The sequence below is a fragment of the Pseudoblastomonas marina genome, from assembly GCF_014641655.1.
Lineage (GTDB): Bacteria > Pseudomonadota > Alphaproteobacteria > Sphingomonadales > Sphingomonadaceae > Alteriqipengyuania_A > Alteriqipengyuania_A marina.
Genome location: NZ_BMID01000001.1, coordinates 70164 through 93873, shown reverse-complemented (window position 1 = coordinate 93873; position 23710 = coordinate 70164). Strand labels below are relative to the sequence as shown.

General features: G+C 66.1%; 21 protein-coding genes. 14 read left to right on the top strand and 7 right to left on the bottom strand.

The genetic code is table 11. The features are described from left to right. Entirely contained in the window at nucleotides 1-1719 is a 1719-nt protein-coding gene (locus IEW49_RS00470) for a M28 family metallopeptidase (RefSeq protein ID WP_188640834.1), read from the bottom strand. 87 nt (nucleotides 1720-1806) lie between these two features. Here IEW49_RS00470 and IEW49_RS00465 point away from each other — a divergent pair, with 87 nt between their 5' ends. The 4 genes from IEW49_RS00465 to IEW49_RS00450 all read left to right on the top strand — a co-directional run bounded on the left by IEW49_RS00465 (nucleotide 1807) and on the right by IEW49_RS00450 (nucleotide 7691). Continuing rightward, nucleotides 1807-4524 carry a bifunctional [glutamine synthetase] adenylyltransferase/[glutamine synthetase]-adenylyl-L-tyrosine phosphorylase gene (locus tag IEW49_RS00465; RefSeq protein WP_188640833.1) on the top strand — a complete coding sequence of 906 codons (2718 nt, stop codon included), beginning with the start codon at nucleotides 1807-1809 and terminating at the stop codon, nucleotides 4522-4524. Then, the gene (locus IEW49_RS00460; protein WP_188640832.1) at nucleotides 4521-4988 is read left to right on the top strand and encodes a peroxiredoxin; all 468 of its coding nucleotides are present in this window, start codon (nucleotides 4521-4523) and stop codon (nucleotides 4986-4988) included. Before IEW49_RS00465 ends, IEW49_RS00460 begins: the two co-directional genes overlap by 4 nt. Nucleotides 4989-5363: 375 nt before the next feature. Next, complete coding sequence (locus IEW49_RS00455; RefSeq protein ID WP_229658016.1) at nucleotides 5364-6023, top strand: M23 family metallopeptidase; 660 nt, start codon at nucleotides 5364-5366, stop codon at nucleotides 6021-6023. Between the two features lie 135 nt (nucleotides 6024-6158). Beyond that, entirely contained in the window at nucleotides 6159-7691 is a 1533-nt protein-coding gene (locus IEW49_RS00450; protein WP_188640831.1) for an acyl-CoA synthetase, read from the top strand. On the opposite strand, the gene IEW49_RS00445 is transcribed toward IEW49_RS00450, so the two are convergent. Both IEW49_RS00445 and IEW49_RS00440 read right to left on the bottom strand, forming a co-directional pair. Next, nucleotides 7692-8324, bottom strand: a complete 633-nt coding sequence (locus IEW49_RS00445) for an NrsF family protein (protein WP_188640830.1) — start codon at nucleotides 8322-8324, stop codon at nucleotides 7692-7694. It lies immediately after the preceding gene. 6 nt (nucleotides 8325-8330) lie between these two features. After that, entirely contained in the window at nucleotides 8331-8894 is a 564-nt protein-coding gene (locus IEW49_RS00440) for a sigma-70 family RNA polymerase sigma factor (protein ID WP_308419691.1), read from the bottom strand. Nucleotides 8895-9391: 497 nt separating this feature from the next. Here IEW49_RS00440 and IEW49_RS00435 point away from each other — a divergent pair, with 497 nt between their 5' ends. Beyond that, on the top strand, nucleotides 9392-10036 hold the full coding sequence (locus tag IEW49_RS00435) for an OB-fold-containig protein (protein WP_188640829.1): 645 nt from the start codon (nucleotides 9392-9394) through the stop codon (nucleotides 10034-10036). 29 nt (nucleotides 10037-10065) lie between these two features. After that, on the top strand, nucleotides 10066-11823 hold the full coding sequence (locus tag IEW49_RS00430) for a flotillin family protein (RefSeq protein ID WP_188640828.1): 1758 nt from the start codon (nucleotides 10066-10068) through the stop codon (nucleotides 11821-11823). Nucleotides 11824-11910: 87 nt separating this feature from the next. Here the strand turns inward: IEW49_RS00430 and IEW49_RS00425 are convergent, their stop codons facing one another. After that, complete coding sequence (locus IEW49_RS00425; protein ID WP_188640827.1) at nucleotides 11911-12795, bottom strand: UTP--glucose-1-phosphate uridylyltransferase; 885 nt, start codon at nucleotides 12793-12795, stop codon at nucleotides 11911-11913. A gap of 110 nt (nucleotides 12796-12905) precedes the next feature. Between IEW49_RS00425 and murA the strand changes: the two genes are divergently transcribed. Next, nucleotides 12906-14186 carry a UDP-N-acetylglucosamine 1-carboxyvinyltransferase gene (murA, locus tag IEW49_RS00420; protein WP_188640826.1) on the top strand — a complete coding sequence of 427 codons (1281 nt, stop codon included), beginning with the start codon at nucleotides 12906-12908 and terminating at the stop codon, nucleotides 14184-14186. A 58-nt stretch (nucleotides 14187-14244) separates the two neighbouring features. Continuing rightward, complete coding sequence (locus IEW49_RS00415) at nucleotides 14245-14481, top strand: hypothetical protein (protein ID WP_308419690.1); 237 nt, start codon at nucleotides 14245-14247, stop codon at nucleotides 14479-14481. A gap of 17 nt (nucleotides 14482-14498) precedes the next feature. On the opposite strand, the gene IEW49_RS00410 is transcribed toward IEW49_RS00415, so the two are convergent. Next, on the bottom strand, nucleotides 14499-14762 hold the full coding sequence (locus IEW49_RS00410; RefSeq protein ID WP_188640825.1) for a ribbon-helix-helix domain-containing protein: 264 nt from the start codon (nucleotides 14760-14762) through the stop codon (nucleotides 14499-14501). A 110-nt stretch (nucleotides 14763-14872) separates the two neighbouring features. Here IEW49_RS00410 and IEW49_RS00405 point away from each other — a divergent pair, with 110 nt between their 5' ends. Both IEW49_RS00405 and IEW49_RS00400 read left to right on the top strand, forming a co-directional pair. Next, nucleotides 14873-15772, top strand: coding sequence for a cation diffusion facilitator family transporter (locus IEW49_RS00405; protein WP_188640824.1), 900 nt, complete (start codon nucleotides 14873-14875; stop codon nucleotides 15770-15772). A gap of 72 nt (nucleotides 15773-15844) precedes the next feature. After that, nucleotides 15845-17233, top strand: coding sequence for a M24 family metallopeptidase (locus IEW49_RS00400; protein ID WP_188640823.1), 1389 nt, complete (start codon nucleotides 15845-15847; stop codon nucleotides 17231-17233). Nucleotides 17234-17270: 37 nt separating this feature from the next. Here IEW49_RS00400 and phbB read toward each other — a convergent pair whose 3' ends face one another. Together phbB and IEW49_RS00390 are read right to left on the bottom strand one after the other, a co-directional pair. After that, a complete protein-coding gene (gene phbB / locus IEW49_RS00395) occupies nucleotides 17271-17993 on the bottom strand; it encodes an acetoacetyl-CoA reductase (protein WP_188640822.1) in 723 nt (240 codons plus the stop codon). A 152-nt stretch (nucleotides 17994-18145) separates the two neighbouring features. Further along, nucleotides 18146-18925 (bottom strand): hypothetical protein, encoded by a 780-nt coding sequence (locus tag IEW49_RS00390; protein ID WP_229658015.1) that lies wholly within the window; start codon nucleotides 18923-18925, stop codon nucleotides 18146-18148. A gap of 209 nt (nucleotides 18926-19134) precedes the next feature. On the opposite strand from IEW49_RS00390, the gene IEW49_RS00385 reads away from it, so the two are divergent. Genes IEW49_RS00385 through holA form a run of 4 tightly spaced genes read left to right on the top strand, consistent with a single transcriptional unit; the run spans nucleotide 19135 to nucleotide 23652 of the window. Then, nucleotides 19135-19584, top strand: coding sequence for a DUF3576 domain-containing protein (locus IEW49_RS00385; protein WP_188640820.1), 450 nt, complete (start codon nucleotides 19135-19137; stop codon nucleotides 19582-19584). A gap of 26 nt (nucleotides 19585-19610) precedes the next feature. Further along, a complete protein-coding gene (gene leuS / locus IEW49_RS00380; protein ID WP_188640819.1) occupies nucleotides 19611-22139 on the top strand; it encodes a leucine--tRNA ligase in 2529 nt (842 codons plus the stop codon). Next, nucleotides 22139-22624 carry an LPS assembly lipoprotein LptE gene (gene lptE, locus IEW49_RS00375; protein WP_188640818.1) on the top strand — a complete coding sequence of 162 codons (486 nt, stop codon included), beginning with the start codon at nucleotides 22139-22141 and terminating at the stop codon, nucleotides 22622-22624. The genes leuS and lptE overlap by 1 nt, the downstream gene beginning before the upstream one ends. Beyond that, on the top strand, nucleotides 22621-23652 hold the full coding sequence (holA, locus tag IEW49_RS00370; RefSeq protein WP_188640817.1) for a DNA polymerase III subunit delta: 1032 nt from the start codon (nucleotides 22621-22623) through the stop codon (nucleotides 23650-23652). Before lptE ends, holA begins: the two co-directional genes overlap by 4 nt. The last annotated feature ends 58 nt before the right edge of the window (nucleotides 23653-23710 follow it).

Below are 23710 nucleotides of genomic sequence, written 5' to 3'. Positions count from 1 at the left end.
TCAGGTAGCCGGATTGCATGGCGCTTCGCCGGTGCAATCCTCGTCCCGAAGGCGACGGAATTCGTCGCCCTCGTTCCAATTCGGCCAGCTGGTCGACATCGCCAGCATCCGGCCGAGGCGATAGAACAACTGCAGGTCCTGCATCACGCCCGACCAGTCCCAGGTCTCGTCGAATTCGTCGCCGACATCGTGATAGGCGGTCTCGCGATAGCGATCCTCATAGGCGCGACCGGCCTCGACCCCGCCATCCTTCAAGTCCTGCCCGCCATCGACATAGAGCATCGGCAGGCCGCGCTTGGCCATGCTGAAGTGGTCCGAGCGATAGTAGTAGCCAGCCTCGGGCGAGGGGTTGGGTGTCGCCGTGCGACCACCGGCCTCCAGCGCCGCTTCGAGGAAGGCGTCGAGCTGCGACTTGCCCGGCCCGACCACGGTCACATCGTTCGACGGCCCGGCAAGCGAGAGCGCATCCATGTTCACCCCGCCGACTGTCTTGTCGAGCGGGAAGACCGGGTTGGCGCCGTAATATTCGGAGCCGAGCAGGCCTTGCTCCTCGGCGGTCACCGCGAGGAAGACCAGGCTGCGATCCGCCGGCCCCGCCTTTCCGTGCGCTTCGGCTAGCGCGACCAGCGCCGCTGTGCCGGTGGCATTGTCGATCGCACCGTTGCAGATTTCGTCTTCCTGCCCCGGCGCACACTTGCCGAGATGGTCCCAATGCGCGGTATGCAGCACGTATTCGTCGGGACGGGTCTTGCCCGGCAGAACCCCGATCACGTTCTTCGAGGCGAAATTGCGCACCGAATTGTCGAACGAGGTCGAAATCGTCGTGCCCAGCGGCACCGGCTGGAAGCCCTGCCGACGCGCGGCGGCGGTCATCTGGGTCAGGTCCTTGCCAGAAGCGCGGAGGATCTGCTCGGCCACTTCCTTGCGCACCCAGCCGTTCATCGCGGTCTGGCTCGCGCCCTTGTCGGCCCGTTCTGCATAGCCCTGGCCGCCGGCCCAGCTGTTCTTGACCGTGGTCCAGCCATAGGATGCCGGCGCGGTGTCGTGGATGATGATCGCGCCGGTTGCGCCCTGGCGCGCGGCTTCCTCGTATTTGTAGGTCCAGCGGCCGTAATAGGTCATCGCCTTGCCGTTGAACGGACCTTCGAGCGTCTCGACGCCGAAATCGGGGTCGTTGACGAGGATGACCGCGGTCTTGCCCGTCATGTCGATCCCTTCGTAATCGTTCCAGTTCTTCTCCGGCGCGACGATGCCGTAGCCGACGAAGACGAGCTCGCTATCCTCGATCCGCGTGCGCGGCGTTTCGCGATAGGAAACGCCGACCCAATCATCCTGATAGGCGAATTCCATCGTCTCGCCGCCAGCCTCGACCGTCAGCGGCGCGAAATTGCTGCCCGTGATCTCGACCAGCGGCACATCCTGGAACCAGCTTCCGTCATTGCCCGGCTCGAGCCCGGCCGCCTCGAACTTCTCGACCAGCCAGGCGAGGGTCTTTTCCTCGCCGACCGTGCCGGGCATGCGTCCCTCGAATTCGTCCGACGACAGGGTGCGGGTCCCTTCGCGGATCGTTTCGAGCGAGATTTCGGGGACCTCGACGTCCGGGATGTCGAGCCCGGCTGCGTCGGCGGTCTGGGGCGTATCGTCCGAGCCCGAGCTGCAGGCGGCGAGCGCCAGCGCGGCGCCGGCGGCCCAACTGCAAGCGATGATACGGCGGATCATGGCAGGTTCCTCTCGAATTTGTTTTCGCCCCCCGATTGCCAGAGCGCGTGCTTGCTCGCAAGCGCCAGCGCGTTACACACGCGCGCCATGGCCACTACGCCGAGCCCTGTCGAACCCGGTGAGGCGATGGAACGCGCCCGGCGACACGCGCCCTATCTCGCGCGGATGATCGACCGATTCGAACTGCTCGCCGGCCTGTTGCAGGACGGGCTGTACGAGGAGGCCCTGCTCGCGGCGCGCGCCGCCGGGGCGGGCGCTTCCGATCTCGGCACGGCCCTCAGGCGCGAGCGCAATGCGCTGGCGCTGGTACTGGGGATCGGCGACATCGCCGGCGCTTTCCCGCTCGACCGCGTGGTCACCGAATTGTCCGACTGTGCCGACCGCACCCTCGATCGCGCGATCGGCCACGCGATCCGCCGGCGCGCGGGCGATGAGGCCGCGGTCGATGGCTTCATCGCGCTGGCACTGGGCAAGCACGGCGCGCGCGAGCTCAACTACAGTTCGGACATCGACCCGATCCTGCTCTACGATCCCGAGCGGCTCGCCCGCCGCGACCGCGACGAACCGGGCGAGGCCGCGCAGCGTTATGCGCGCGAAATCGTTTCGCTCCTGTCCGAACGCACGCCCGAGGGGTTCGCCTTCCGCGTCGACCTCCGGCTTCGCCCGGCCTCCGAGGTGAGCCCGCTCGCCGTCTCGCTGCCCGCCGCCCTGACGCATTACGAAAGTTCGGCGCTGGCATGGGAGCGCGCCGCTTTCATCCGCGCGCGACCGGCTGCGGGCGATATTCGCGGCGGCGAGGAATTCCTCCGCGCGATCCGCCCCTTCGTCTGGAGATCGAGCCTCGACTTCGGCGCGATCATCGAGATGGGCCGGCTGTCGGCAAAAATTCGCGACAGCAATGAAGGACCCGATGCGGTCGGCCCCGGCTTCGACCTCAAGAAAGGGCGCGGCGGAATCCGCGAAATCGAGTTTTTCGTCCAGATCCACCAGCTGATCCATGGCGGGCGTGAGCCTGCGCTGCGCGTCCGCGGCACGCGCGAGGCGCTCGATTCACTCGCCCGCGCCGGACGGATCGAAGCCGACGACGCCGACCGGCTAGGCGCGGCATACGACCGGCTGCGCGTGATCGAACACCGCCTGCAGATGGTGGGCGACCAGCAGACGCACTCGATTCCCGCTGACGCCGAGGCCATCGCCGGGATTGCCACGCTCGACGGATCGGACGACGCGGAAACCCTGCTCGACGAATTGAGCGACCTGACTGGCGATGTCGCCCGGCGCTACGACTCATTGCTCGATACGCTTTCGGGCGAACCGGACGATCGATCGGCGACCAAGCCACTTTCGCGGCAGGTCGCCGACCTGTCATTCTCCGATCCGGCGGATGTGGCGCGTCGGGTAGAAAGCTGGACCGGGGCGAAATTCCGCGCGTTGAGGTCCGAAGCGGCGCGCCAGGCCTTCGACGCGATTCGCGGTCGGCTGCTCGAGGCGCTGGCCGATGCGCCCGAGCCTGATCGCGCGCTCGCGCGGTGGGAGGCCGTACTCGCGCACCTCCCGACCGGCATCAACCTGTTCCGCCTGCTCGAGGCGCGCCCGGCGCTGCTCGAACGGCTGGCGGCGATCCTGTCGCTCGCGCCCACGCTGGCCGACCGGCTGGCGCGGCGCCCGGAGCTGTTCGACCCACTGATCGATACCGGCGCGAGTGAACTACCCGGCAGCGTGCAGGAGATCGTGGCCGATCTCGCCCGGATCGATGTCGGCGACAATTACGAAGCCCTGCTCGACCGCGTCCGTCAGCGGGTCGGCGAATGGCGCTTCGTGCTCGGCGTGCAACTGATCGAAGGCGCGCGCGACCCGCGCGAGATCGGGCGCGCCCTCGCCCGGGTCGCCGAAGCCGCGCTCGCGGTGCTCGGCAAGGCTGCCGAAGCCGAATTCGCGCACAAGCATGGTCGCTTTCCGGACAGCGAGATGCTGGTGCTCGGGCTAGGCCGGCTCGGCGGCGGCGAGCTCACCCACCTGTCCGATCTCGATATCGTCTATCTCTACGAAAGCTCGGACACAGCGGAGAGCGACGGCGAACGACCGCTCTCGGCCTCGCTCTATTTCAATCGGCTCGCGCAGCGCTTTACCGGGGCGTTGAGCGTGCCGACATCCGCGGGGGCTCTGTACGAGGTCGATACACGGCTGCGCCCGTCGGGCACGCAGGGGCCGCTGGCGGTCAGCCTCGATCGCTTCGATCGTTACCAGCGCGACGAAGCGTGGACGTGGGAACACATGGCGCTGCTGCGGGCGCGCACTGTCTACGGGTCGCAGGAAGCGCGAGCCAGACTCGACGCAATGATCCGCGATGTCCTTTGCACCGAACGCGAGCCCGCAGCGTTGCGTCGCGACGTCCTCAACATGCGTGACGAGATGGCCCGCCACAAGCCGCCCGCCGGGTCACTCGACCTCAAGCTCGTGCGTGGGGGCCTGGTCGATGTCGAATTCGTCGTCCATTTCCTGCAGTTGCGCGATGGCACGGCGCTCGACCCGGAGTTGGGGCAGGCGATATCTCTGCTGGTCGAAAGCGACGCGCTCGATCGGGACTTCGCCGAAGCCCACGCACTGATGGCGCGCACGCTGATCGCCGCGCGGATGCTCGCCCCAGAGGCCACGCCGCCTTCGCCGGCGGCGCGGGCAGCGCTTGCCAAAGCGGCCGGGGTCGGGTCATGGGGGGCACTCGAAACCGCGCTGGGTAATGCCCGCAGCACCGTCGCCGCGGCCTGGGCGCGCACCTTCGAACAGGATCTGGAGCTCGACCTATGACGATCACCGAAGGCGAAAAGCTACCCGACATCGCCATGGCCACCCCCGAAGGCGGCGAAGTGCGCCCGTCCGATTTCGAGGGGCGCAGTGCCGTGTTGTTCTTCTATCCCAAGGACAACACCCCCGGCTGCACCACCGAGGCGAAGGATTTCTCCGCACTCAAGGCCGACTTCGATCAGGCCGGCTGTGCGCTGCTCGGGATCAGCAAGGATTCACCGCAGAAGCACCGCAACTTCATCGCCAAACACGACCTCACCGTTCCTCTCGCCACCGACGCGCAGGAAGGCGGCCTCTCCGACAAGCTCGGCGTGTGGGCCGAGAAGAAGATGTACGGGCGTACCTTCATGGGAATGGTGCGGACCACGATCCTGCTCGCTCCCGACGGCACGGTCGTCCGCGTCTGGCCGAAGGTAAAGGTGAAGGGGCACGCCGAAGAGGTGCTCGAAGCGGTACGAAACCTGTAGCGGCGAGTCACGATTCAGGCCTCGCAGACCGGCCAAATTTTACCTTTTGGTAACAAAATTTCGGGGTTTTGCGCCGAGTTGAGGCAACCAAGTGATTGAAACACCAGGCTATTTTTTGAAAACCGCGCAAGATTCCATCGTAAAACAAGGTAAATCGTGCGTTGAAACGATTCAACGCAACAGATCACCGGTCTGACGTAAAAACGGGAACTGTCGCTTGCCATGCGCAACATCCCGGTTACCCATACAAACAGCGACGCAGGGAAAAGTTCCCACACGGCGATCGCGAAAGTTTCGGGCCCTTCGCGGGGGACAATGCGAAGCGGCTTCTTGGATCAAGCGGTGCTCCGGCGCCGGTAATGGACGGGTAATTTTATGGTACGGGTCTCGGCGATCAAACGCCTCATGGGCATCGTCTTCGCAAGCGCCATGCTGGCAGGTGCCACGCCGGCAGCTGCCGAAGAAGCGAGCGAAACCGACAGCGAGCTGAACGAGGAGAAATTCTCCGAACTGTTCGATCGCTGGCAGGCAGAAGAAGACGGTCGCAACGCGGAAGCGGGCGATTTCGGCGCGGAAATCTCGGTTCCCTCGACCATGCCGCTCGAAAACATGCGCATGACCTCGAGCTACGGCATGCGCGATCACCCGATCTTCAAGCGCCGCCGCAATCATAACGGCGTCGATCTCGCCGCGCCGACCGGTACGCCGATCCGCGCCACCGGCGACGGTGTCGTCGAGAAGGCGCAGCGCTGGGGCGGCTATGGCCTCTACGTCCAGCTCGATCACGGCGGAAAGCTCGAAACGCGCTACGCCCACATGTCGCGGATGGCGGTTTCGGCCGGCGAACGCGTCACCAAGGGCCAGATCATCGGATATGTCGGCTCGACCGGCAATTCGACCGGCCCGCACCTGCACTACGAAGTGCGCATCGCAGGCGCGCCCGTCGATCCCTCGCCCTACATGACCGGCGCGATGGACGAGGAAACCTTCGCCGCGCGTTACGGTCATCTGACCGGCCAGGGCGGCCCCGAGTAAGGCTCGGCCCGACAAACCCGCTTCCTCGATGAAGCGACAAGAGGCGACGGCAACCCCGTCGCCTTTTTGTTGCCCCCCTCCTTTTCCTTGCGCCGTTTAATCGCGCGGTTAAGCTCTCCCAAGAGGGAGAGAGACATGCATCCATCGGTTCACGCCGAAAGCCAGCCGGACAAGCCTGCGATTGTCATGGCCGCCACCGGCGAGGTCACGACCTATGCCGAGCTCGAGGCGCAATCGAACCGCGTCGCGCAATTGCTGCGCTCGCGCGACATCGGGATCGAGGATCCGGTCGCCGTCTGCCTCGACAACGATGCGCTGTATTTCCCGCTCGCCTGGGGCATCAATCGCGCTGGCGGGCTGATGGTGGCGATTTCGAACCGGCTGACCGCGACCGAGATCTGCTACATCCTCAAGGATAGCGGCGCGAAGCTGCTGTTCTGCACCGAGGCCCAGTCCGAGCTCTTCGATGCGGTGGCGCAGGAATGCGAGGCGGTGCCGCAATTGCGCGTCCGCGGCACGGGAGAGCGTGACCTTGCCGCTGCGCTGGCCGCAATGCCGCCAGAGCGGATCGCGGACGAGCGCGCCGGGGCCGACATGCTCTATTCCTCGGGAACGACAGGACAGCCCAAGGGCGTACGCTTGCCGCTGCCCGAAGAGCCCGAACTGACCGCGCCCAATGCGCTGGTCGGCCTTGCCAGCATGGCATTCGGGATCAAGTCCGACAGCGTCTACCTGTCGCCCGCACCGCTCTATCATGCGGCACCGCTGCGCTGGTCGATGACCGTGCAGCGGATCGGCGGCACGGTGGTGGTGATGGAGAAGTTCGACCCCGAGCGCGCGCTCGCCCTGATCGAGGAACACAAGGTCACCGATGCGCAATTCGTGCCGACCCATTTCGTCCGCATGCTCAAGCTGCCGAGCGAGACCCGCGCGAAATACGATGTCTCGAGCCTCAAATGCGCGATCCATGCCGCCGCGCCCTGCCCGATCCCGGTCAAGGAAGCGATGATCGAATGGTGGGGGCCGGTCCTGTTCGAATATTACGCAGGCACCGAGGGCAACGGGTTCACTTTCATCAATTCCGCCGACTGGCTCGAGCGCAAGGGCTCGGTCGGCAAGGCGCTGATCGGCACGATCCGAATCTGCGACGAGAACGGCGACGAGGTGCCGCACGGAACCGAAGGACAGGTCTATTTTTCCGACGGCAAGCCGTTTTCCTACCACAACGACCCCGCCAAGACTGCCGAGGCCGCCAACAAGCACGGCTGGACTTCGCTCGGCGATGTCGGATGGGAAGACGAGGACGGCTTCCTTTACCTCACCGATCGCAAGAGTTTCATGATCATCTCGGGCGGGGTGAACATCTACCCGCAGGAGGTCGAAAACCTGCTGGTTAGCCATGAAAAGGTCGCCGATGCCGCGGTGATCGGAGAGCCGCACGACGATCTCGGCGAGCAGGTGATCGCGGTCGTCCAGCCGGTCGACATGGCGCTCGCGGGCAACGAACTGGCCGACGAGCTCTGCGACTTCCTCGGCGAGGCGCTCAGTCGGGTGAAGATGCCACGGAGGATCGATTTCCGCGAAGAATTGCCGCGCGAGCCGACCGGCAAGCTCTACAAGCGCTTGTTGCGCGACGAATATCGCGAGGCCGCGCAGGCCTCCGGCTGATCACCAGCGCAGGAATCGCGGTACGATGAGCCTCCCGGCGATCGCCGCCATGCCCAGCGCAGAACTGTACCACAGGCCGATATAGGTGATCGTGCTGCTCGGGCAGTGGATGTTGTAGGCCAGCAGCGCGAAGGCCCCGCTCGCAAAACCCACCAGCCAGCCGGTACGCTCGGCATCGACCACCGCTCCACCGCGCAGCCAGGCGGTGAGCGGCGCACCGAGCACCATGCCGCCCAGCAAGCCGACGGCAACGCACATCCGCGCCGACGGTGCCTCGATGATGGCGCGCGAGATGCCCCCGTCGACGATCGCGAGTACACCCATCGAGAGCGGGAAGATCGCCCCGAAGCCCAGCGCCCATTTCCATCCGTCGTGGTGCTTGCCGACACCGGGCCGCGCCGCCGAGACCACCGCGGCGAAGGTCGCCGCCCCGATCAGCCCCAAGACGCCCGATCGCAACAGGAAGATCGCCTGCGGCTCTCCCGCCGCCAGGTCGTCGCGAAGACCGAGCGTCATCACCGTACCGATCGCCAGAATCGCGGTCAGCGCCGCCATGGTGGTGGCGGGCCGCGTCGGGCGCAGCGGATCGACGGGCTCGAGTTCGTCTACGAGGCTTTCGATTAGGGTAGGCATGCTCAATCACTCTTCGATCAGGGCGGCCATTTTCTTCACGCCGCGATGGATGTTTACCTTGACCGCGCTTTCGCTCTGGCCGGTCCGCTTTGCCGCTTCGCGGATCGAGAGCCCCTCGATCTTGACCAGCTGGATAGCGTCGTTCTGCTTGTCGCTGAGATGCGCCATCAGTCGCTCGAGGCTGACTGCGGCGGCCACCGCCTCGTCCTCTGCCGCGACGCTCGCGGTGTCGTCGTGCAGCTCGTCGGCGGCGTGGCGGTAGTCCTTGCGCAGTCGGTCGATCCAGCGATAACGCGCGATCGCAGCGAGCCACGGCAGGAAGGCGCGCGTGGGATCGTAGCTCGCCCGCTTGCGATGGATCGACAGCAGCACGTCCTGCACCAGCCCGTCCACCGCCTCGACCGCGATCTTCTGCGCATAGTACCGCCGCAGCCAGTCGCCGCATGCCTCGAGCAAAACCGCATATGCGCGTTTGTCGCCCGCTTGGGCCGCCACCATCAACCTGCGCAGGGTGCCGTCGTCGGCCTTCATGCGTTTCGCTCCACCATCGCCGCCGGGTTCGGACGCCACTTGCGCCCGGTTACACTCCGGCGCGACGGGGGCGGCATGGACCGGGTGTTACACTGTCCTCGAAGGAAACGGCGCCTGCCAGACGGAGCGACGGGCCTCATCACCGTGTCACGCTCACCGTGATCGAACCAAGTATTTGTTGCTGAACGACTTACCGCATTCCTGCGGATTGCAGGGTGGCACATTTCGCTACTTGGCGAGGGCTCCGCCGCAGAACGCAGGGAGAAATTGGATACAGCCATCGCCTCGCCGCCTCGAGAAACGCCGCCACGGTACTCTCATTGGCAGGTGTAGGAAAATAGCGCGTTCGCATGGCGCCCATCATGGGTAATGGAACCGCGCAAGGGCACAATAAAGTTGCGCACAACTGAAAAATCGGATTCACGAATTCCGATTTTCCTGTCTTTTTGCGCAGCTTTCTGCTACGTGAACAGTATGAAATATGGAGGGATTAATACAATCCGGAGCATGGCCGCCGGGAATGGAGGCACGCGCCCATGACGCTGTTCGAACCGCACAACCTGCCCTTCGCCGCCGCGCTGGGCCTGATGCTCGCACTGGCACTTGCCCAGGCTGTGGGACTGGGCGATGCCTTGGGCGCCGAGGCGGAAATCGACCTCGATGCCGATCTCGACGGCGACGCGGCGATCTCTGCCGGGCCGCTCGACGGGCTGTTCACGCTGCTCGGGATCGGACGCGTGCCGTTCACGATCTGGCTCGCGACGTTCCTGTTCGCTTTCGCCGCGCTCGGACTGGGCATCCAGCAACTCGCCGCGGGGCTGACCGGGGCCCCGCTCTACAGCTGGCTGGCGGCGCTGTTCGCCGGCGGCGCAGCGCTGCCCGTGACCGGCGTGGTCGCGCGTCCGCTGGGCGCGATCATCCCGCAGGATGAAAGCACCGCGGTGAGCACGCAAAGCCTGGTCGGCCGCCGAGCCACGATCACCGACGGCACTGCGCGCGCCGCGTCGCCCGCCCGCGCGCGGGTGAAGGACGTCCACGGCCAGCAGCACCACGTGATGGTCGAGCCGCACGAGACCTCGAGCGAATTCCTGTCAGGCGACGAGGTCCTCCTCGTCCGCTGCGACGGCAATATCTTCTTCGCCACCGCCCTTTCCGAGCGACGCCTGTCGCCGACCGACTGATCCCCGCCTTCAACGACCAAGGAGACGCCATGGAAAACCTGTCCAACATCGCCATTCTCGCCGGGGGAGGCTTTCTCCTCATCCTCATCATCGGCTTCACGATCGCGCGGCTTTACCGCCGGGCATCGAAAGAGACCGCCTTCGTCCGCACCGGTGTGGGCGGCGAACGCGTCGTGATGAACGGGGGCGCGCTGGTGCTGCCGGTGTTCCACGAGACCATGCCGGTCAACATGAACACGCTGGTGCTGTCGGTGGTACGCCGCGACACCGAGGCGCTGATCACGCTCGACCGCCTGCGGATCGACGTGAAGGCGGAGTTCTACGTTCGCGTGAAGCCCGATAGCGGCGCGATCGCGATGGCGGCACAGACGCTCGGCCAGCGCACGATGCAGCCCGAAATGCTGAAAGACCTGGTCGAGGGCAAGTTCGTCGACGCGCTGCGCTCCGTCGCTGCGGGCATGACGATGAACGAGCTGCACGAACAGCGCGCGGATTTCGTTCAGAAGGTTCAGCAGGTCTCGTCCAACGACCTGTCGATGAACGGTCTCGAGCTCGAATCGGTCTCGCTGACCGGGCTCGATCAGACCAGCATCGAGCATTTCAACGCCAACAACGCCTTCGACGCCGAGGGCCTGACCAAGCTGACCGAGCAGATCGAGGCGCGCAAGAAATTGCGCAACGACATCGAGCAGGACACCCGCGTCCAGATGGAGACCAAGAACCTCGAAGCCGACCAGCGATCGTTCGAAATCGGCCGCGATAAGGAATATGCGCGGCTCGAGCAGGAGCGCGAAGTCGAGGTCCGGCGCGCCGCGCAAGCGTCCGAAATCGCCCGCGAGCAGGCCGAGCGCACGCGCGAAGCCGATGCCGCGCGGATCGAGGCCAAGAAGCAGGTAGACGCCCAGCAGATCGAGGCCGACCGGCTGGTCGAGGAAGCGCGGATCGACCAGACCCGCGCGCTCGAAATCGCCCGCCAGGAACAGCAGATTGCGGTCCAGAACAAGAGCCGCGAGGAAAGCCAGGCCAAGGCCGAAGCCGACGAGGCCCGTGCTAAGGCGGTCGCTGCGGAAGAGCAGGTCGTCACCAGTCGCGAAAGCGAAATCGCCGAGCGCCAGAAGAAGATCGAGCTGATCGAGGCGGCCAAGCAGGCGGAGCGTGACGCGATCGGGGTCAAGGTCGAAGCCGAGGCCGAAAAGGATGCCGCGACCAACCGCGCCGAGGCCGCAAGGCTCGAAGCGCAGGGCGAGGCCGAGGCCGAGAAGCTGCGCGCCGAAGCCGCGCGGGTCCGGTTCGAAGTGGAAGCCGCAGGCCAGCGGGCGATCAACGAGGCGGCGAACATCCTGTCCTCGGGCCAGATCTCACTCCAGACCAAGCTCGCGCTGCTCAAGGTCCTGCCCGACCTCGTGCGCGAGAGCGCCAAGCCGATGGAGGCGATCGAATCGATCAAGATCGTGCAGGTCGACGGGCTCACCCAGAAGGGGGGCGGCTCGGGCGGCACCGTCGCCGGCGGTGGGAGTGGCAACCTCGCGACCGATGCGGTCAGCGCGGCGCTGTCCTATCGCGCTCAGGCGCCGGTGCTCGATGGGTTGATGAAGGAGCTCGGCCTCGACGGCAGCTCGCTCGACAACCTCGTTAAGGGACCGAGCAAGGCTGCGAGCGACGATCGCGAGCTGGAAGACGTCGCCCCCGCCAGCGCCGACGAGCTGATCGCCAGCCAGCGCAAGAGCGCGGACAAGCCGGACGACGCGAAGGCGGACAAGCCCGAGGCGGACAAGGCCGACGCCTGACCGCGGCTTCACTGAGTGCAGGAAGCCCGTCGCAACGCAGGTTGCGGCGGGCTTTCTCTTTGTCCCGTCCCCTCCGGCGCGGAGAGCTCAGGCGTTCAACAATCGCTCTGCCATGGCGCGCACATCGGCACCCATATCCGCACGTTCGAGCGCGAGCGTGAGCGTCGCCTCGACGAAGCCGAGCTTGCTGCCGCAATCGAACCGGCGGCCGTCGAATTCGAGCGCATGGAAGGGCTGGTTGCCGATCATCGTCGCCATCGCGTCGGTCAGCTGGATCTCGCCGCCTGCGCCCTTTCCCTGCCTTTCGAGCGTACGCATGACCTCGGGCTGGAGGATGTAGCGGCCCGACAGGATCCTGTTCGAAGGTGCCTTTTCGACCGGCGGCTTCTCGACCAGTCCGCGGACCTCGGTCAGTGCACCGTTCCGTTCGCCCGGGTCGATCACGCCGTAATTGGACACCTCGTCGCGAGGGACCTCGAGCACGGAGATGATGTTGCCGCCGACTTCGCCATAGGCCTCGACCATCTGCTTCATGCAACCGGCCCCGCCGTTTCGCGCGATCAGCAATTCGTCGGGCAGGAAGATCGCGAAGGGCTCGTCGCCGACGATTGCGCGCGCGCACCAGATCGCGTGGCCCAGCCCCATCGGGACTTGCTGGCGTACGGTGATGATGTCGCCCGGCGTAGCGCGGGTAGGGCCGAGCGCGGACATTTCCTTCCCGCGCGCGGCCATCGTCGATTCGAGCTCGTAGGCAACGTCGAAATGCTCGACGATCGCAGTCTTGCCGCGCCCGGTGACGAAAATCATCTGCTCGATCCCCGCCTCGCGCGCCTCGTCGACCGCATACTGGATCAGCGGTCGATCGACGATCGGGAGCAATTCCTTCGGGATCGCCTTGGTCGCAGGGAGGAAGCGGGTGCCGAGCCCGGCGACGGGGAAGACGGCTTTCCTGATCGGCTTGAGACTGCTCATGCCAGCCTCGATAGCACCGGGAATATGACGCGCAAACGACACCTGCGCCAAAGCCGGCGGTCCGACGCACAACTTGCCGCGCGCACGATTCCCGCTAAAGCCTCGTCGCCATGGACAAACTGATCGTTACCGGCGGCAAGCGCCTCGAAGGAACCGTTCCCATTTCGGGCGCGAAGAACGCCGCGCTCACCCTGATCCCCTGTGCGCTGCTGACCGAGGAACCGGTCACCCTGCGCAACCTGCCGCGGCTCGCCGATATCGACGGGTTCCAGCACCTGATGACGCAATTCGGCGTGGCGCACTCGATCGCCGGGCGACGACCGGAAGATTTCGGCCGCGTCGTCACGCTCGAGGCGACGCGGATTACCAACACCGTCGCGCCATACGACCTCGTGCGCAAGATGCGCGCCTCGATCCTGGTGCTCGGCCCGATGCTTGCGCGGATGGGCGAAGCGACCGTCTCGCTTCCGGGCGGCTGCGCGATCGGCAACCGCCCGATCGACCTTCACCTAGAGGCATTGAAGGCGATCGGGGCCGAGATCGAGCTCGCGCAGGGCTATGTGAAGGCCCACGCTCCCGATGGCGGGCTTCCCGGCGGGGACTACGATTTCCCGATCGTGTCGGTCGGCGCGACCGAGAACGTGATCATGGCCGCGGCGCTCGCCAACGGCACCAGCAAGCTCGGCAATGTCGCGCGCGAACCCGAGATCGTCGACCTGTGCAACATGCTCGTCGCGATGGGTGCCGAGATCGAGGGAATCGGCTCGTCGGACCTCGTGATCCACGGGCAGAAGACCCTGAATGGCTGCACCTATTCGGTCATGCCCGACCGGATCGAAGCCGGGTCCTACGCCTGCGCCGCGGCGATCACCGGCGGCGAGGTGTTCCTGCAGAACGCCCGTCCCGACGACATGAACGCGACGAGCCACGCGCTGCGCAATGCCGGCGTGACGGTCGAATACGAAAAGAAGGGCATCCGCATCTGCGCCGACAGGCCGCTCAATGCGGTCAACCTCACCACCGCGCCCTATCCCGGCCTCGCCACAGACATGCAGGCGCAGATGATGGCGATGCTGTGTCTCGCCAAGGGCACCAGCGTGCTGACCGAGACGATCTTCGAGAACCGCTACATGCACGTGCCCGAGTTGGCCCGGATGGGCGCCAATATCGAGGTGTCGGGCCGCACCGCCGTGGTCCACGGAGTCGACAGGCTGTCGGGCGCCGACGTGATGGCGACCGATCTTCGGGCTTCGATGAGCCTGGTCATCGCCGGGCTCGCCGCCGAAGGCGAAACGCAGGTCCGCCGCCTTTATCACCTCGATCGGGGTTACGAGCGGCTCGAGGAAAAGCTCGCGCTGGTCGGCGCGCAGGTCGAGCGCGTGGGCGATTGAGCGTGCGTCGTCGCCGGACCCCGAACGCGGTTCGCGCGTTGAAGGGAAAAGGAGGCAGATGATGGGACTTTTGAAACTCGCCGCGCTCGGGACGCTGGGCTATGTCGGCTACAAATTCTACGAGAAGCAGAAACTCGATCGCAACGGCGTCGCATTCGCCGACGGCGAACCCGAAGGCCAGTTCCGCAATGCCGGGCCCGAGTCGGTCGGTGACAAGCCCCGCCGCGCCTGGAACAAGACCGACGAGGAAAGCGACGAGAGCTTCCCCGCCAGCGATCCGCCCGCGAATTACTGATCGGGCAGGACCGAGATTCAGGAGGGCGGCGCTGCGGCGTCGCCCTTTTTCATGTCCAGCACCAGCCACACCCGGATCGCGCTGGCGAGGCCGGGAGGCGTCTCGCTGGCGATGCGTTGTTCGTCTATCCGCGCGACCAGCGCGTTGATCGGCACATCCGCGCGCGCGGCGGCGTCTCGCAGCATGTCCCAGAATATTGGCTCGAGGCTGATCGAAGTCTTGTGCCCGGCGATCTCGACCGAGCGCTTGAGCGGCGGGTGATAGGATGACGGATCGGCCATGCGCCGATGCCTAGACCCGCCCGGGCCCGTGCGAAAGCCCTGCCGCTTGCGCAGACAAGCCGGAGATACGCGGTTATGACACGGGCAATTCGAACCGGAAGGACAGCGCATTGAGCGGCAATCACGCAGGTCACGATCACTCGCACGTACCGAAGAACGAGAAGAAGATCGCGATCGCCGCGGGGCTGACCGGGGCTTTCATGATCGCCGAGGTCGTCGGCGGGGTGGTGTCGGGCTCGCTCGCGCTGATCGCCGATGCCGGCCACATGCTGACCGATTTCGCGTCGCTGGTGCTCGCCTGGCTCGCCTTCCGCCTCGCGCGACGCCCGGCGGACTGGCAGCGGACCTACGGTTTCGACCGGTTCTCGGTGCTCGCCGCCTTCGTCAACGGGCTCTCGCTGTTCGCGATCGCCGCGTGGATCGTCTACGAGGCGATCGAGCGCCTGCGCGCGCCCGGCGAGGTGCTCGGCAGTCTGATGCTGTGGGTCGCGGTAGGCGGGCTCGCGGTCAACGTCCTCGCCTTCATCGTCCTGACCCGCGGCGAAAGCGACAACCTCAACGTTCGCGCCGCCGCGCTGCATGTCGCGGGGGACCTGCTCGGCTCGATTGCCGCAATCGTCGCCTCGCTGGTCATCATCTTCACCGGCTGGACCCCGATCGACCCGCTGCTGTCGATGCTGGTGGTGCTGATCATCCTCCGCTCGGCTTGGGCGGTGGTGAAGGAAAGCGGGCATATCCTCCTCGAAGGCGCGCCCGACCATCTCGACCGGCGCGAGCTCGCCGAACGATTGATGCGGATCGACGGGGTCGAGCATGTCGGCCACATTCACGCCTGGTCGGTCACGCAGGAACGGCCGGTAATCACGCTCGAAATCACGACCGCCGCGGACCGCAACCCCGAGGCGATCAAGCGCGAGGCGAAGGGCATCCTGCGCGACGAATACCACGTCGATCACGCCACCGTCGAAATGCATTCGGGTGCGGCGCAGGGGGCGCGTGCCGATTGCTGAGCGGGATGCATTGACGCGATCGGCGCGAGTGATGAAGCAGTGGGCGACGGCTTGAGGGAAGGGAAACGCATCATGCACGCTTGGACGACGCTGGCAGGTTCGGGCCTCGCACTGGCGCTGCTGGCCTCGGTCCCGGCCTCTGGCAACACGGCGCCGCAGGATCCCGCTCCCCCCATCCCTTCGATGAGCGAGACCGAAGAGCCGCATCCCGACATGCCCGAGATCCTGCCGCTGCGCGATCGGGCGGAGGTAATCGACCGTATCCTCGCCGAGCGGCTCGAGACGATCATGCCCGTGATCATGCGCGAACAGGGCATCGATCTGTGGCTGCTGATGGCACGCGAATATTTCGAGGAGCCGGTGGTCGAGAGCATGCTCGACGCGCAGAGCATGGCGGCGCGGCGGCGGACGATCCTGATCTTCCACGATCCCGGCGACGGCCAGCCGATCGAACGGCTGACCGTGAGCCGCTACGGACTAGCGGGCCTGTTCGAGCCGAGCTGGGATCCTGCCGAGCAGCCCGACCAGTGGCAGGCGGTGGCCGAGATCATCGCCGCGCGCGATCCGGAGAAGATCGCGATCAATTTTTCGGACCTCCGCGCTTTCGGGGACGGGATGACGCTAAGCCAGTACCGGCTGTTCACCGCCGCGCTGCCAGAGCGCCTGCAAGGCCGGATCGTATCGGGCGAGGAGCTGGCGACCCGCTGGCTCGAGACTCGCACGCCTACCGAGCTGGCGATCTACCCGGGCATCGTCCGGATCGCGCATGCGATCATCGGCGAGGCGTTCTCGCGCCAGGTGATTACCCCGGGCGAGACCACCGCCGACGACGTGCGCTGGTGGATGCGCGAGCGGCTCTCCCAGCACGGCCTCGAGCCGTGGTTCCATCCCTCGGTCGGGATCCAGCGTCGCGGCGAGGAAGGCATGCTGAGCGGCGATACGGTGATCCAGCCGGGCGATCTGCTATGGACCGATTTCGGGCTGACCTATCTGCGGTTAAACACCGATACGGAGCATCTCGCCTATGTCCTCCGCCCGGGCGAATCCGAAGCGCCCGAAGGGCTGCGCCGCGGCATGGCGAGCACCAACCGGGTGCGCGAATTGCTGGTCGATTCCTTCGCCCCCGGCGCGAGCGGCAATGTGATCTTGGCAGAGGCCCGCCGCAAGGCGCTGGCCGAAGGGCTCGACCCGTCGATCTATTCGCATCCGATCGGCCTCCATGGCCACGGCGCGGGCAGTGCGATCGGCTTCTGGGACAACCAGTCCGCCGATCCGCGCGGCGCGGGCCCGGTGCGCGCCGAAACCGCCTGGTCGATCGAGCTGACCTCCTATTCGCGAGTGCCCGAATGGGACGGCCAACGGGTCGATTTCCGCACCGAGGAAGACGCCTGGTTCGACGGCGAGACCGTCCGTTTTCTCGACGGACGGCAGACCGAGATCACGCTGATCCCGTCGAACTGACCTGACCTATCGCTACGGGCTGTCCGCCCCCGGCACCTCAATACATGTGCTGGCCGCCATTGATGCTCATGGTCGAGCCGGTGACGAATTCGGCGTCGTCGCTGGTCAGGAACGCTACGCCGCGGGCGATCTCCTCGGCGTGACCGAGCCGGCCGACGGGAATCTTGGCGACGATCTTTTCGAGCACCGGTTCGGGCACCGCGGCGACCATGTCAGTGTCGATATAGCCGGGCGCGATCGCGTTGACCGTGACGCCGTATTTCGCGCCTTCCTGCGCCAGCGCCTTGGTGAAACCGTGGATGCCGGACTTGGCCGCGGCGTAGTTCACCTGGCCGTATTGCCCCGCCTGCCCGTTGATCGAGCCGATATTGACGATGCGGCCCCATTTGCGCTCGCGCATGCCGGGGAAACAGGCCTTGGCCATGTTGAAGCAGCCCCCGAGATTGACCCGCATGACCTCGTTCCAGTCGTCCCAGCTCATCCGGTGGAGCGTGCCGTCACGGGTGATCCCGGCATTGTTGACCACGATATCGATCTCGCCGTGATCCTGCGCGGCCTTCACGCAGCCGGTGAGACAGGCTTCGTGATCGCCGACATCCCATTTCGCGATCGCGATCCCGGTGCGATCCGAAAACGCCTTGGCGCGCTCGTCGTTACCGCAATAGTTCGCGACGACGGTCCGCCCCTGCTCCTTGAGCGCGAGGCTGATCGCCTCGCCGATGCCTCGGGTTCCGCCGGTAACGATAGCCACGCGCGCCATAATCCAGTCCTCTCCGCTTGCGACGGGGTATTCCCGCTTGTCGCACCAGTCGTGACGCTGCGGCGCGTTCGACGCAAGGGACTTTCGGTTGCGATGGCTGGGGTTGCCGAAGGAAAGCGGTCACGGACGGCAAGCGCCCGAACACAGGCGCGTCAGAATTTCAGCCTGGTCCCGACATAGACCGCCTGGTCATCCTTGAGCCCGCCGGTGATCGGCACCAGCCGTTCGCGATCGGCCTGCGTATAGCGCACGCCCGCGGTCACCGCGACCGAGCTCGACAGGCGATAGGAACCGCCGACATCGACCATCGCCTCGCCATCGCCGGTGAAGGTCCTCGGCGCACGGCCCGCCGATTGCTGTTCGTCGATCTGGAGACGCGTCGAAAAACGCGAGGAATCTTCCTTCGCGCCGGGCGAAAGCTTGAACGCCTGCAGGTCTGCGAGCGGCTGGTCGGCCGGGCGCGCGAGGCCGACAGCTCCGTCGGCCAGGCCCTTGGTACCGCGCGGCAGGGTGAGATTGTAAGCCGTCTGCGACATGCGCATCGGCGAGGCGGTGCCCGCCGCATCGGCGGCCGAGCGGACCTGCAAGGCGCGCGCCGTCGCGGCATCGAGCCGCACCGCCACGGCATTTGCGCGACGCGAACCGGGCTCGCCGCGACCGGGGGTGACGTTGAAGAGATCCGAACCGCGCGAAGTGCGCGTCAGCGAACGCAGCATCACGGTCCGCGCATCGGCCGGATCGAGCACGTCCTCGGACAGCGAATCGAGCCCGCTCTGGGCCGAGGCCGCGACTCTCGCGGGATCGAAGCCGGCCGAGAACCCGAGGATCGCGCTCGGAATCGACAACAGCGCGACCGCGCCGCCAAGCACGAGCATGCTGTTCGGACCACCGAGAATCGAGCCTTGGTTCATCGAATCCTTCCATCGAACCATGCCGCTGAGCGTCGCATTAACGCCGCAGTCAGGCGCGGAACGCTTTGCTTATAGCAGACGTGCGGCGCTGCGGAAAGTTTCCCTGCGCACGGCGCAGCAGCGATTCGGCGCGCCGCAACCCTTGCCGCGACCGCGCCCGGGACTATAGAGGCAGGGAACGTTGCCCGACGATGTGCGGGATCGACGCCACGACAAGACAGGATCGATACATGAGCCACCGGGCCATCACCCTTACCGCCAAATCCGCCCTAATCGGCATGTCCTCGCTCGCGCTGGTCGCCTGCGGCGGCGGACAGGATCGCCCCGCGGCCGATCTCGCCGCGTCGAACGTCACCACGATCGGCGTCAACGCCTATCTCTGGCGTGCCGCGCTCGACACTGTCGGGTTCGCGCCGCTGCTCCAGGCGGACAGCGCCGGCGGGGTGATCGTGACCGATTGGTACGCCAATCCGAACAATTCGGCCGAGCGGGTCAAGATCACCGTCTCGATCCTCGACCAGGACCTGCGCGCCGACGCGATTCGTGTCGCCGCCAGCCGCCAGGTCGCCGCCGGTGGCCAGTGGGTCGACGCCCCGGTCCAGGCCGCGACGATTCAGAAGCTCGAAGACATCATCCTGACCAAGGCCCGCGACCTGCGCCGCAGCGCCGTCGGGGGCTGACTTCCCGCGTCTTGGGGGCGCTTTGAATGACCGAACAATTCGATCCGTCCAGCGTCGACGGACATTGGCAAACCGTGTGGGAAGAGCGCGGCACCTTCCACGCCGACAGCGATAGCGACAAGCCCAAGAGCTACATCCTCGAGATGTTCCCCTATCCCAGCGGACGCATCCATATCGGGCACGTCCGCAATTACACGATGGGCGACGTGCTGGCGCGGTACAAGAAGATGCGCGGCCACGAAGTGCTCCACCCGATGGGGTGGGACGCGTTCGGCATGCCGGCCGAGAACGCCGCGATGGAAAAGGGCGTCCATCCGGGCGGCTGGACCCGCGACAACATCGCCAACATGAAGGCGCAGCTGAAGCGCCTGGGCTTCGCGCTCGACTGGACCCGGGAATTCGCCACCTGCGACCCCGAATATTACGGCCACGAACAGGCGCTGTTCCTCGACCTCTACGAAGCGGGCCTCGTCTACCGCAAGGAAAGCGCGGTCAACTGGGACCCGGTCGACATGACCGTGCTCGCCAACGAGCAGGTGATCGACGGCAAAGGCTGGCGCTCGGGTGCGGAAGTCGAGAAGCGCAAGCTCTCGCAATGGTTCCTCAAGATCACCGATTTCGCCGACGAACTCCTCGAGGGACTCGATCGCCTCGACAAGTGGCCCGACAAGGTCCGGCTGATGCAGGAGAACTGGATCGGCAAGTCGCAGGGCCTCGAGTTCAGCTTCGACCTGTCGAACGGGACCAAGCTGCCGGTCTATACCACGCGGCCAGACACGATCTTCGGCGCGAGCTTCGTCGCCGTCGCGCCCGATCACCCGGTCGCGCAGAGCGTGATGCTCGGCAATCCCGAGGTCGAGAAATTCGTCGCCGAGTGCAAGAAGGGCGGCACCACGGCGGCCGAGGTCGAAACGGCCGAGAAACTCGGTTACGACACCGGGATCACCGCGAAGCACCCCTTCACCGGGGCGGACCTTCCGGTGTTCATCGCGAATTTCGTGCTGATGGATTACGGCACCGGCGCGATCATGGCGGTGCCGGGCCACGACCAGCGCGATTTCGAATTCGCGACCAAGTACGGCCTGCCGATCCCGCGCGTCGTCGCAGCGAGCGCCGACGAGGCCGACAAGCCCTTCGATGGCGAGGCCGAAGCCGGCGAAGGCGTGCTCGTCAATTCGTCCTTCCTCGACGGGATGGAGGTCGAAGCGGCCAAGGCCGAGGTCATCGCCCGCGCAGAGAATGGCGGCTGGGGCGAAGGCAAGACCGTGTGGCGCCTGCGCGACTGGGGCGTCAGCCGCCAGCGCTATTGGGGCACGCCGATCCCCTTCATTCATTGCGAGGCCTGCGGCATCGTGCCCGTGCCCAAGGATCAGCTTCCGGTCACCCTGCCCGAGGACGTCGACTTCGAGATCCCGGGCAACCCGCTTGAGCGCCATGCCACCTGGAAACATGTCGACTGCCCCGGTTGCGGCGGCAAGGCGCAGCGCGAGACCGACACGCTCGACACCTTCGTCGATAGCTCGTGGTATTTCCTGCGCTTCGCGAGCCAGCCCGACGATCGCCCCTTCGACCCCGAAGAAATCGCCAAGTGGCTTCCGGTCGAACAATATATCGGCGGGATCGAACACGCGATCCTGCACCTGCTCTACGCCCGCTTCTGGACCCGCGCACTCGCCCATTGTGGCAAGATCGAGGTGAAGGAACCGTTCGCCAGCCTGTTCACGCAGGGCATGGTGACGCACGAGACCTATTCGCGCGAAGTCGACGGTCGCACCGTCTATTATCCGCCCACCGAAGTGAGCCGCGAGGCAGAGCGCGCGACGCTGAACGACGATGGCGGCGAGGTAGATATCGGCCGCGTCATCAAGATGTCGAAATCGAAGAAGAACACGGTCGATCCGGATGCGATCGTCGACCAGTACGGCGCGGACGCGGTGCGCTGGTTCATGCTGTCGGACAGCCCGCCCGAACGCGACCTGCCGTGGTCGGCCGCGGGCATCGAGGGCTGCGGTCGATTCACCCAGCGGCTGTGGCGGCTGTTCGGGCAGTATGACGCCGCGGCTGAGGGCGAGGACAAGGATCTCGCGCGCAAGGGCGCGCAGACGGTGGCCGCGGTGGCCGACGATATCGAGGCGCTCGCCTTCAACAAGGCGGTCGCGCGGATCTACGAACTGACCGGCGCGGTCGAGAAGGCCAAGCCCTCGGCCACGCGCAGCGAGACGATCCGCCATCTAGCGCTGCTGGTCGGCCCGATGATGCCGCACCTCGCCGAACAGGCCTGGACGCAGATGGCCGTTGCCAAAGACCCAGGCGGACTGATCGCCGATGCCGCATGGCCCGAAGTGGACGAAGCGCTGCTGGTCGACGACGAGGTCACCATCGCGGTTCAGGTTAAGGGCAAATTGCGCGACACGCTGACCGCGCCGAAGGGCGCGCCGAAGGCCGAGCTCGAAGCCATGGCGCTCGCATCCGAAAAGGTGCAGCGCTCGATCGACGGGGCCGAAGTGCGCAAGGTGATTGTCGTGCCCGACAGATTGGTGAATATCGTCGTCTGATGCGTTTCGTCGCCGCCCTGCTCCTCGCCTTCGCGCTCGCCTCCTGCGGGATGAAGCCGCTCTACGGCACCGATAGCGGGGCGACGAAAGCGGGACTGGCCACGATCGAAGTTGCCGAGATTCCGGGCCGCGCCGGCTGGCTCGTCCGCAATGCCCTCAACGACCGGTTGAGCGCGGCGGGCAGAGAACCGCCGCGTTATCGCCTCGACGTGCGCCTCGACGACCGTCTCGAAGGGCTCGGCCTGCTGTCCGACGAATCGATCGGCCGCGAACGTCGCACTCTGCGTGCGCGCTACCAGCTGGTCGATCTCGCGAGTGACGAGATCGTGCTCGATGCGAGCGCCGAATACGACGCCGGGATCGACGTCGTGTCGAGCGACTACGCCACCATCGCGGCCGAGGAGACCGCGCTCGAAAACCTCGCGGTCGAGGTAGCAGACCGGATCGTGACCCGCGTGGCGCTCGCGCTGCGTAACGAGGAATGAAGGTAAAGTCGGGTGAATTCGCGCGCCGCGCTCCCCAACTGGCGCGCGATTGCCGCCTGTTCTTCCTCTGCGGTCCCGACGAAGGCGGGGCCAGCGCCGCCGCCGACAAGCTGATCGCCGCGCTGCCCGATGCCGGGGAGCGGATCGAGTTCTCGGGCAGCGAAGTGAAATCGGATCCGGTGCGGATCGCCGATGAGGCGGTCTCGAGCTCGCTGTTCGGCGGATCACGCCACCTCTACCTTCGCGTCACCGGCGACGAAGCGAAGGACGCGCTCGAACTGATGCTCGACCAGGAGGAGGGCGCCGCGCCGGTGGTGATCGTCGCGCGCTCGGCCACCGACAAGTCCCGCACCGCCAAACTGATCGAGAAGCGGGCCGACGGGGTGGTGACGATGTTCTACCCTCCCGACCTGCGCTCGCTCGCAGGCGAAGTCCGCCAGATGGCCGATGCCGCGGGCCTTCGCCTGCCCACCGCGCTGGCCGAGCGGATCGCCGGGGCGGTGCGGCTCGATGCAAGGCTTGCGCGCAGCGAGGTCGAGAAGCTCGCGCTATATCTCGTTGCTTCACCGCAATCGCCAAAGAGCGTCGATGAGGCCGATTACGATGCGGTCTGTGCGGCGAGCGAGGATGACGGATTCAACCCACTGGTCACGGCGGTGCTTTCGGGCAAGACCGACCGGCTCGCGCACGAGCTCGAACGCTATCGCCAGACCGGCATGAACGCGGTCGGCGTGCTGCTCGCCTTCGAGCGCCGCGTGGCGCAGCTCGCACAACTGGCCTCGCGGCTTGGCCCGCGCCAGTCGATCCCCGCCTTCATCGAGGCCGAAAGCCAGGCCCGGCGCGTGTTCTGGAAGGACAAGGCCGAGCTGACCGACCAGCTATCACGCTGGCGCGGCCCCGCGCTCGACCGGCTGGTGGGGCGGATGATGGAACTACACCAGCAATTGCTCGCGCGCAGCCAGGATGGCGATGTGCTGCTGGCACAGGCGCTCACCCAGATCGCCCGGCACGCCGCGCGGGGGAGGTAGGAGCTCTTCGTCCGGCTGACGCCGGTGCGGTCTGGCGTCCGCCAGACCTCGGTGCCAG

Coding starts and splice junctions, on each gene's coding strand:
- IEW49_RS00470 (WP_188640834.1), bottom strand. CDS start 1,719: ATGATCCGCCGTATCATCGCTTGCAGTTGGGCCGCCGGCGCCGCGCTG.
- IEW49_RS00465 (WP_188640833.1), top strand. CDS start 1,807: ATGGCCACTACGCCGAGCCCTGTCGAACCCGGTGAGGCGATGGAACGC.
- IEW49_RS00460 (WP_188640832.1), top strand. CDS start 4,521: ATGACGATCACCGAAGGCGAAAAGCTACCCGACATCGCCATGGCCACC.
- IEW49_RS00455 (WP_229658016.1), top strand. CDS start 5,364: ATGGTACGGGTCTCGGCGATCAAACGCCTCATGGGCATCGTCTTCGCA.
- IEW49_RS00450 (WP_188640831.1), top strand. CDS start 6,159: ATGCATCCATCGGTTCACGCCGAAAGCCAGCCGGACAAGCCTGCGATT.
- IEW49_RS00445 (WP_188640830.1), bottom strand. CDS start 8,324: ATGCCTACCCTAATCGAAAGCCTCGTAGACGAACTCGAGCCCGTCGAT.
- IEW49_RS00435 (WP_188640829.1), top strand. CDS start 9,392: ATGACGCTGTTCGAACCGCACAACCTGCCCTTCGCCGCCGCGCTGGGC.
- IEW49_RS00430 (WP_188640828.1), top strand. CDS start 10,066: ATGGAAAACCTGTCCAACATCGCCATTCTCGCCGGGGGAGGCTTTCTC.
- IEW49_RS00425 (WP_188640827.1), bottom strand. CDS start 12,795: ATGAGCAGTCTCAAGCCGATCAGGAAAGCCGTCTTCCCCGTCGCCGGG.
- murA (WP_188640826.1), top strand. CDS start 12,906: ATGGACAAACTGATCGTTACCGGCGGCAAGCGCCTCGAAGGAACCGTT.
- IEW49_RS00415 (WP_308419690.1), top strand. CDS start 14,245: ATGATGGGACTTTTGAAACTCGCCGCGCTCGGGACGCTGGGCTATGTC.
- IEW49_RS00410 (WP_188640825.1), bottom strand. CDS start 14,762: ATGGCCGATCCGTCATCCTATCACCCGCCGCTCAAGCGCTCGGTCGAG.
- IEW49_RS00400 (WP_188640823.1), top strand. CDS start 15,845: ATGCACGCTTGGACGACGCTGGCAGGTTCGGGCCTCGCACTGGCGCTG.
- phbB (WP_188640822.1), bottom strand. CDS start 17,993: ATGGCGCGCGTGGCTATCGTTACCGGCGGAACCCGAGGCATCGGCGAG.
- IEW49_RS00390 (WP_229658015.1), bottom strand. CDS start 18,925: ATGGTTCGATGGAAGGATTCGATGAACCAAGGCTCGATTCTCGGTGGT.
- IEW49_RS00385 (WP_188640820.1), top strand. CDS start 19,135: ATGAGCCACCGGGCCATCACCCTTACCGCCAAATCCGCCCTAATCGGC.
- leuS (WP_188640819.1), top strand. CDS start 19,611: ATGACCGAACAATTCGATCCGTCCAGCGTCGACGGACATTGGCAAACC.
- lptE (WP_188640818.1), top strand. CDS start 22,139: ATGCGTTTCGTCGCCGCCCTGCTCCTCGCCTTCGCGCTCGCCTCCTGC.
- holA (WP_188640817.1), top strand. CDS start 22,621: ATGAAGGTAAAGTCGGGTGAATTCGCGCGCCGCGCTCCCCAACTGGCG.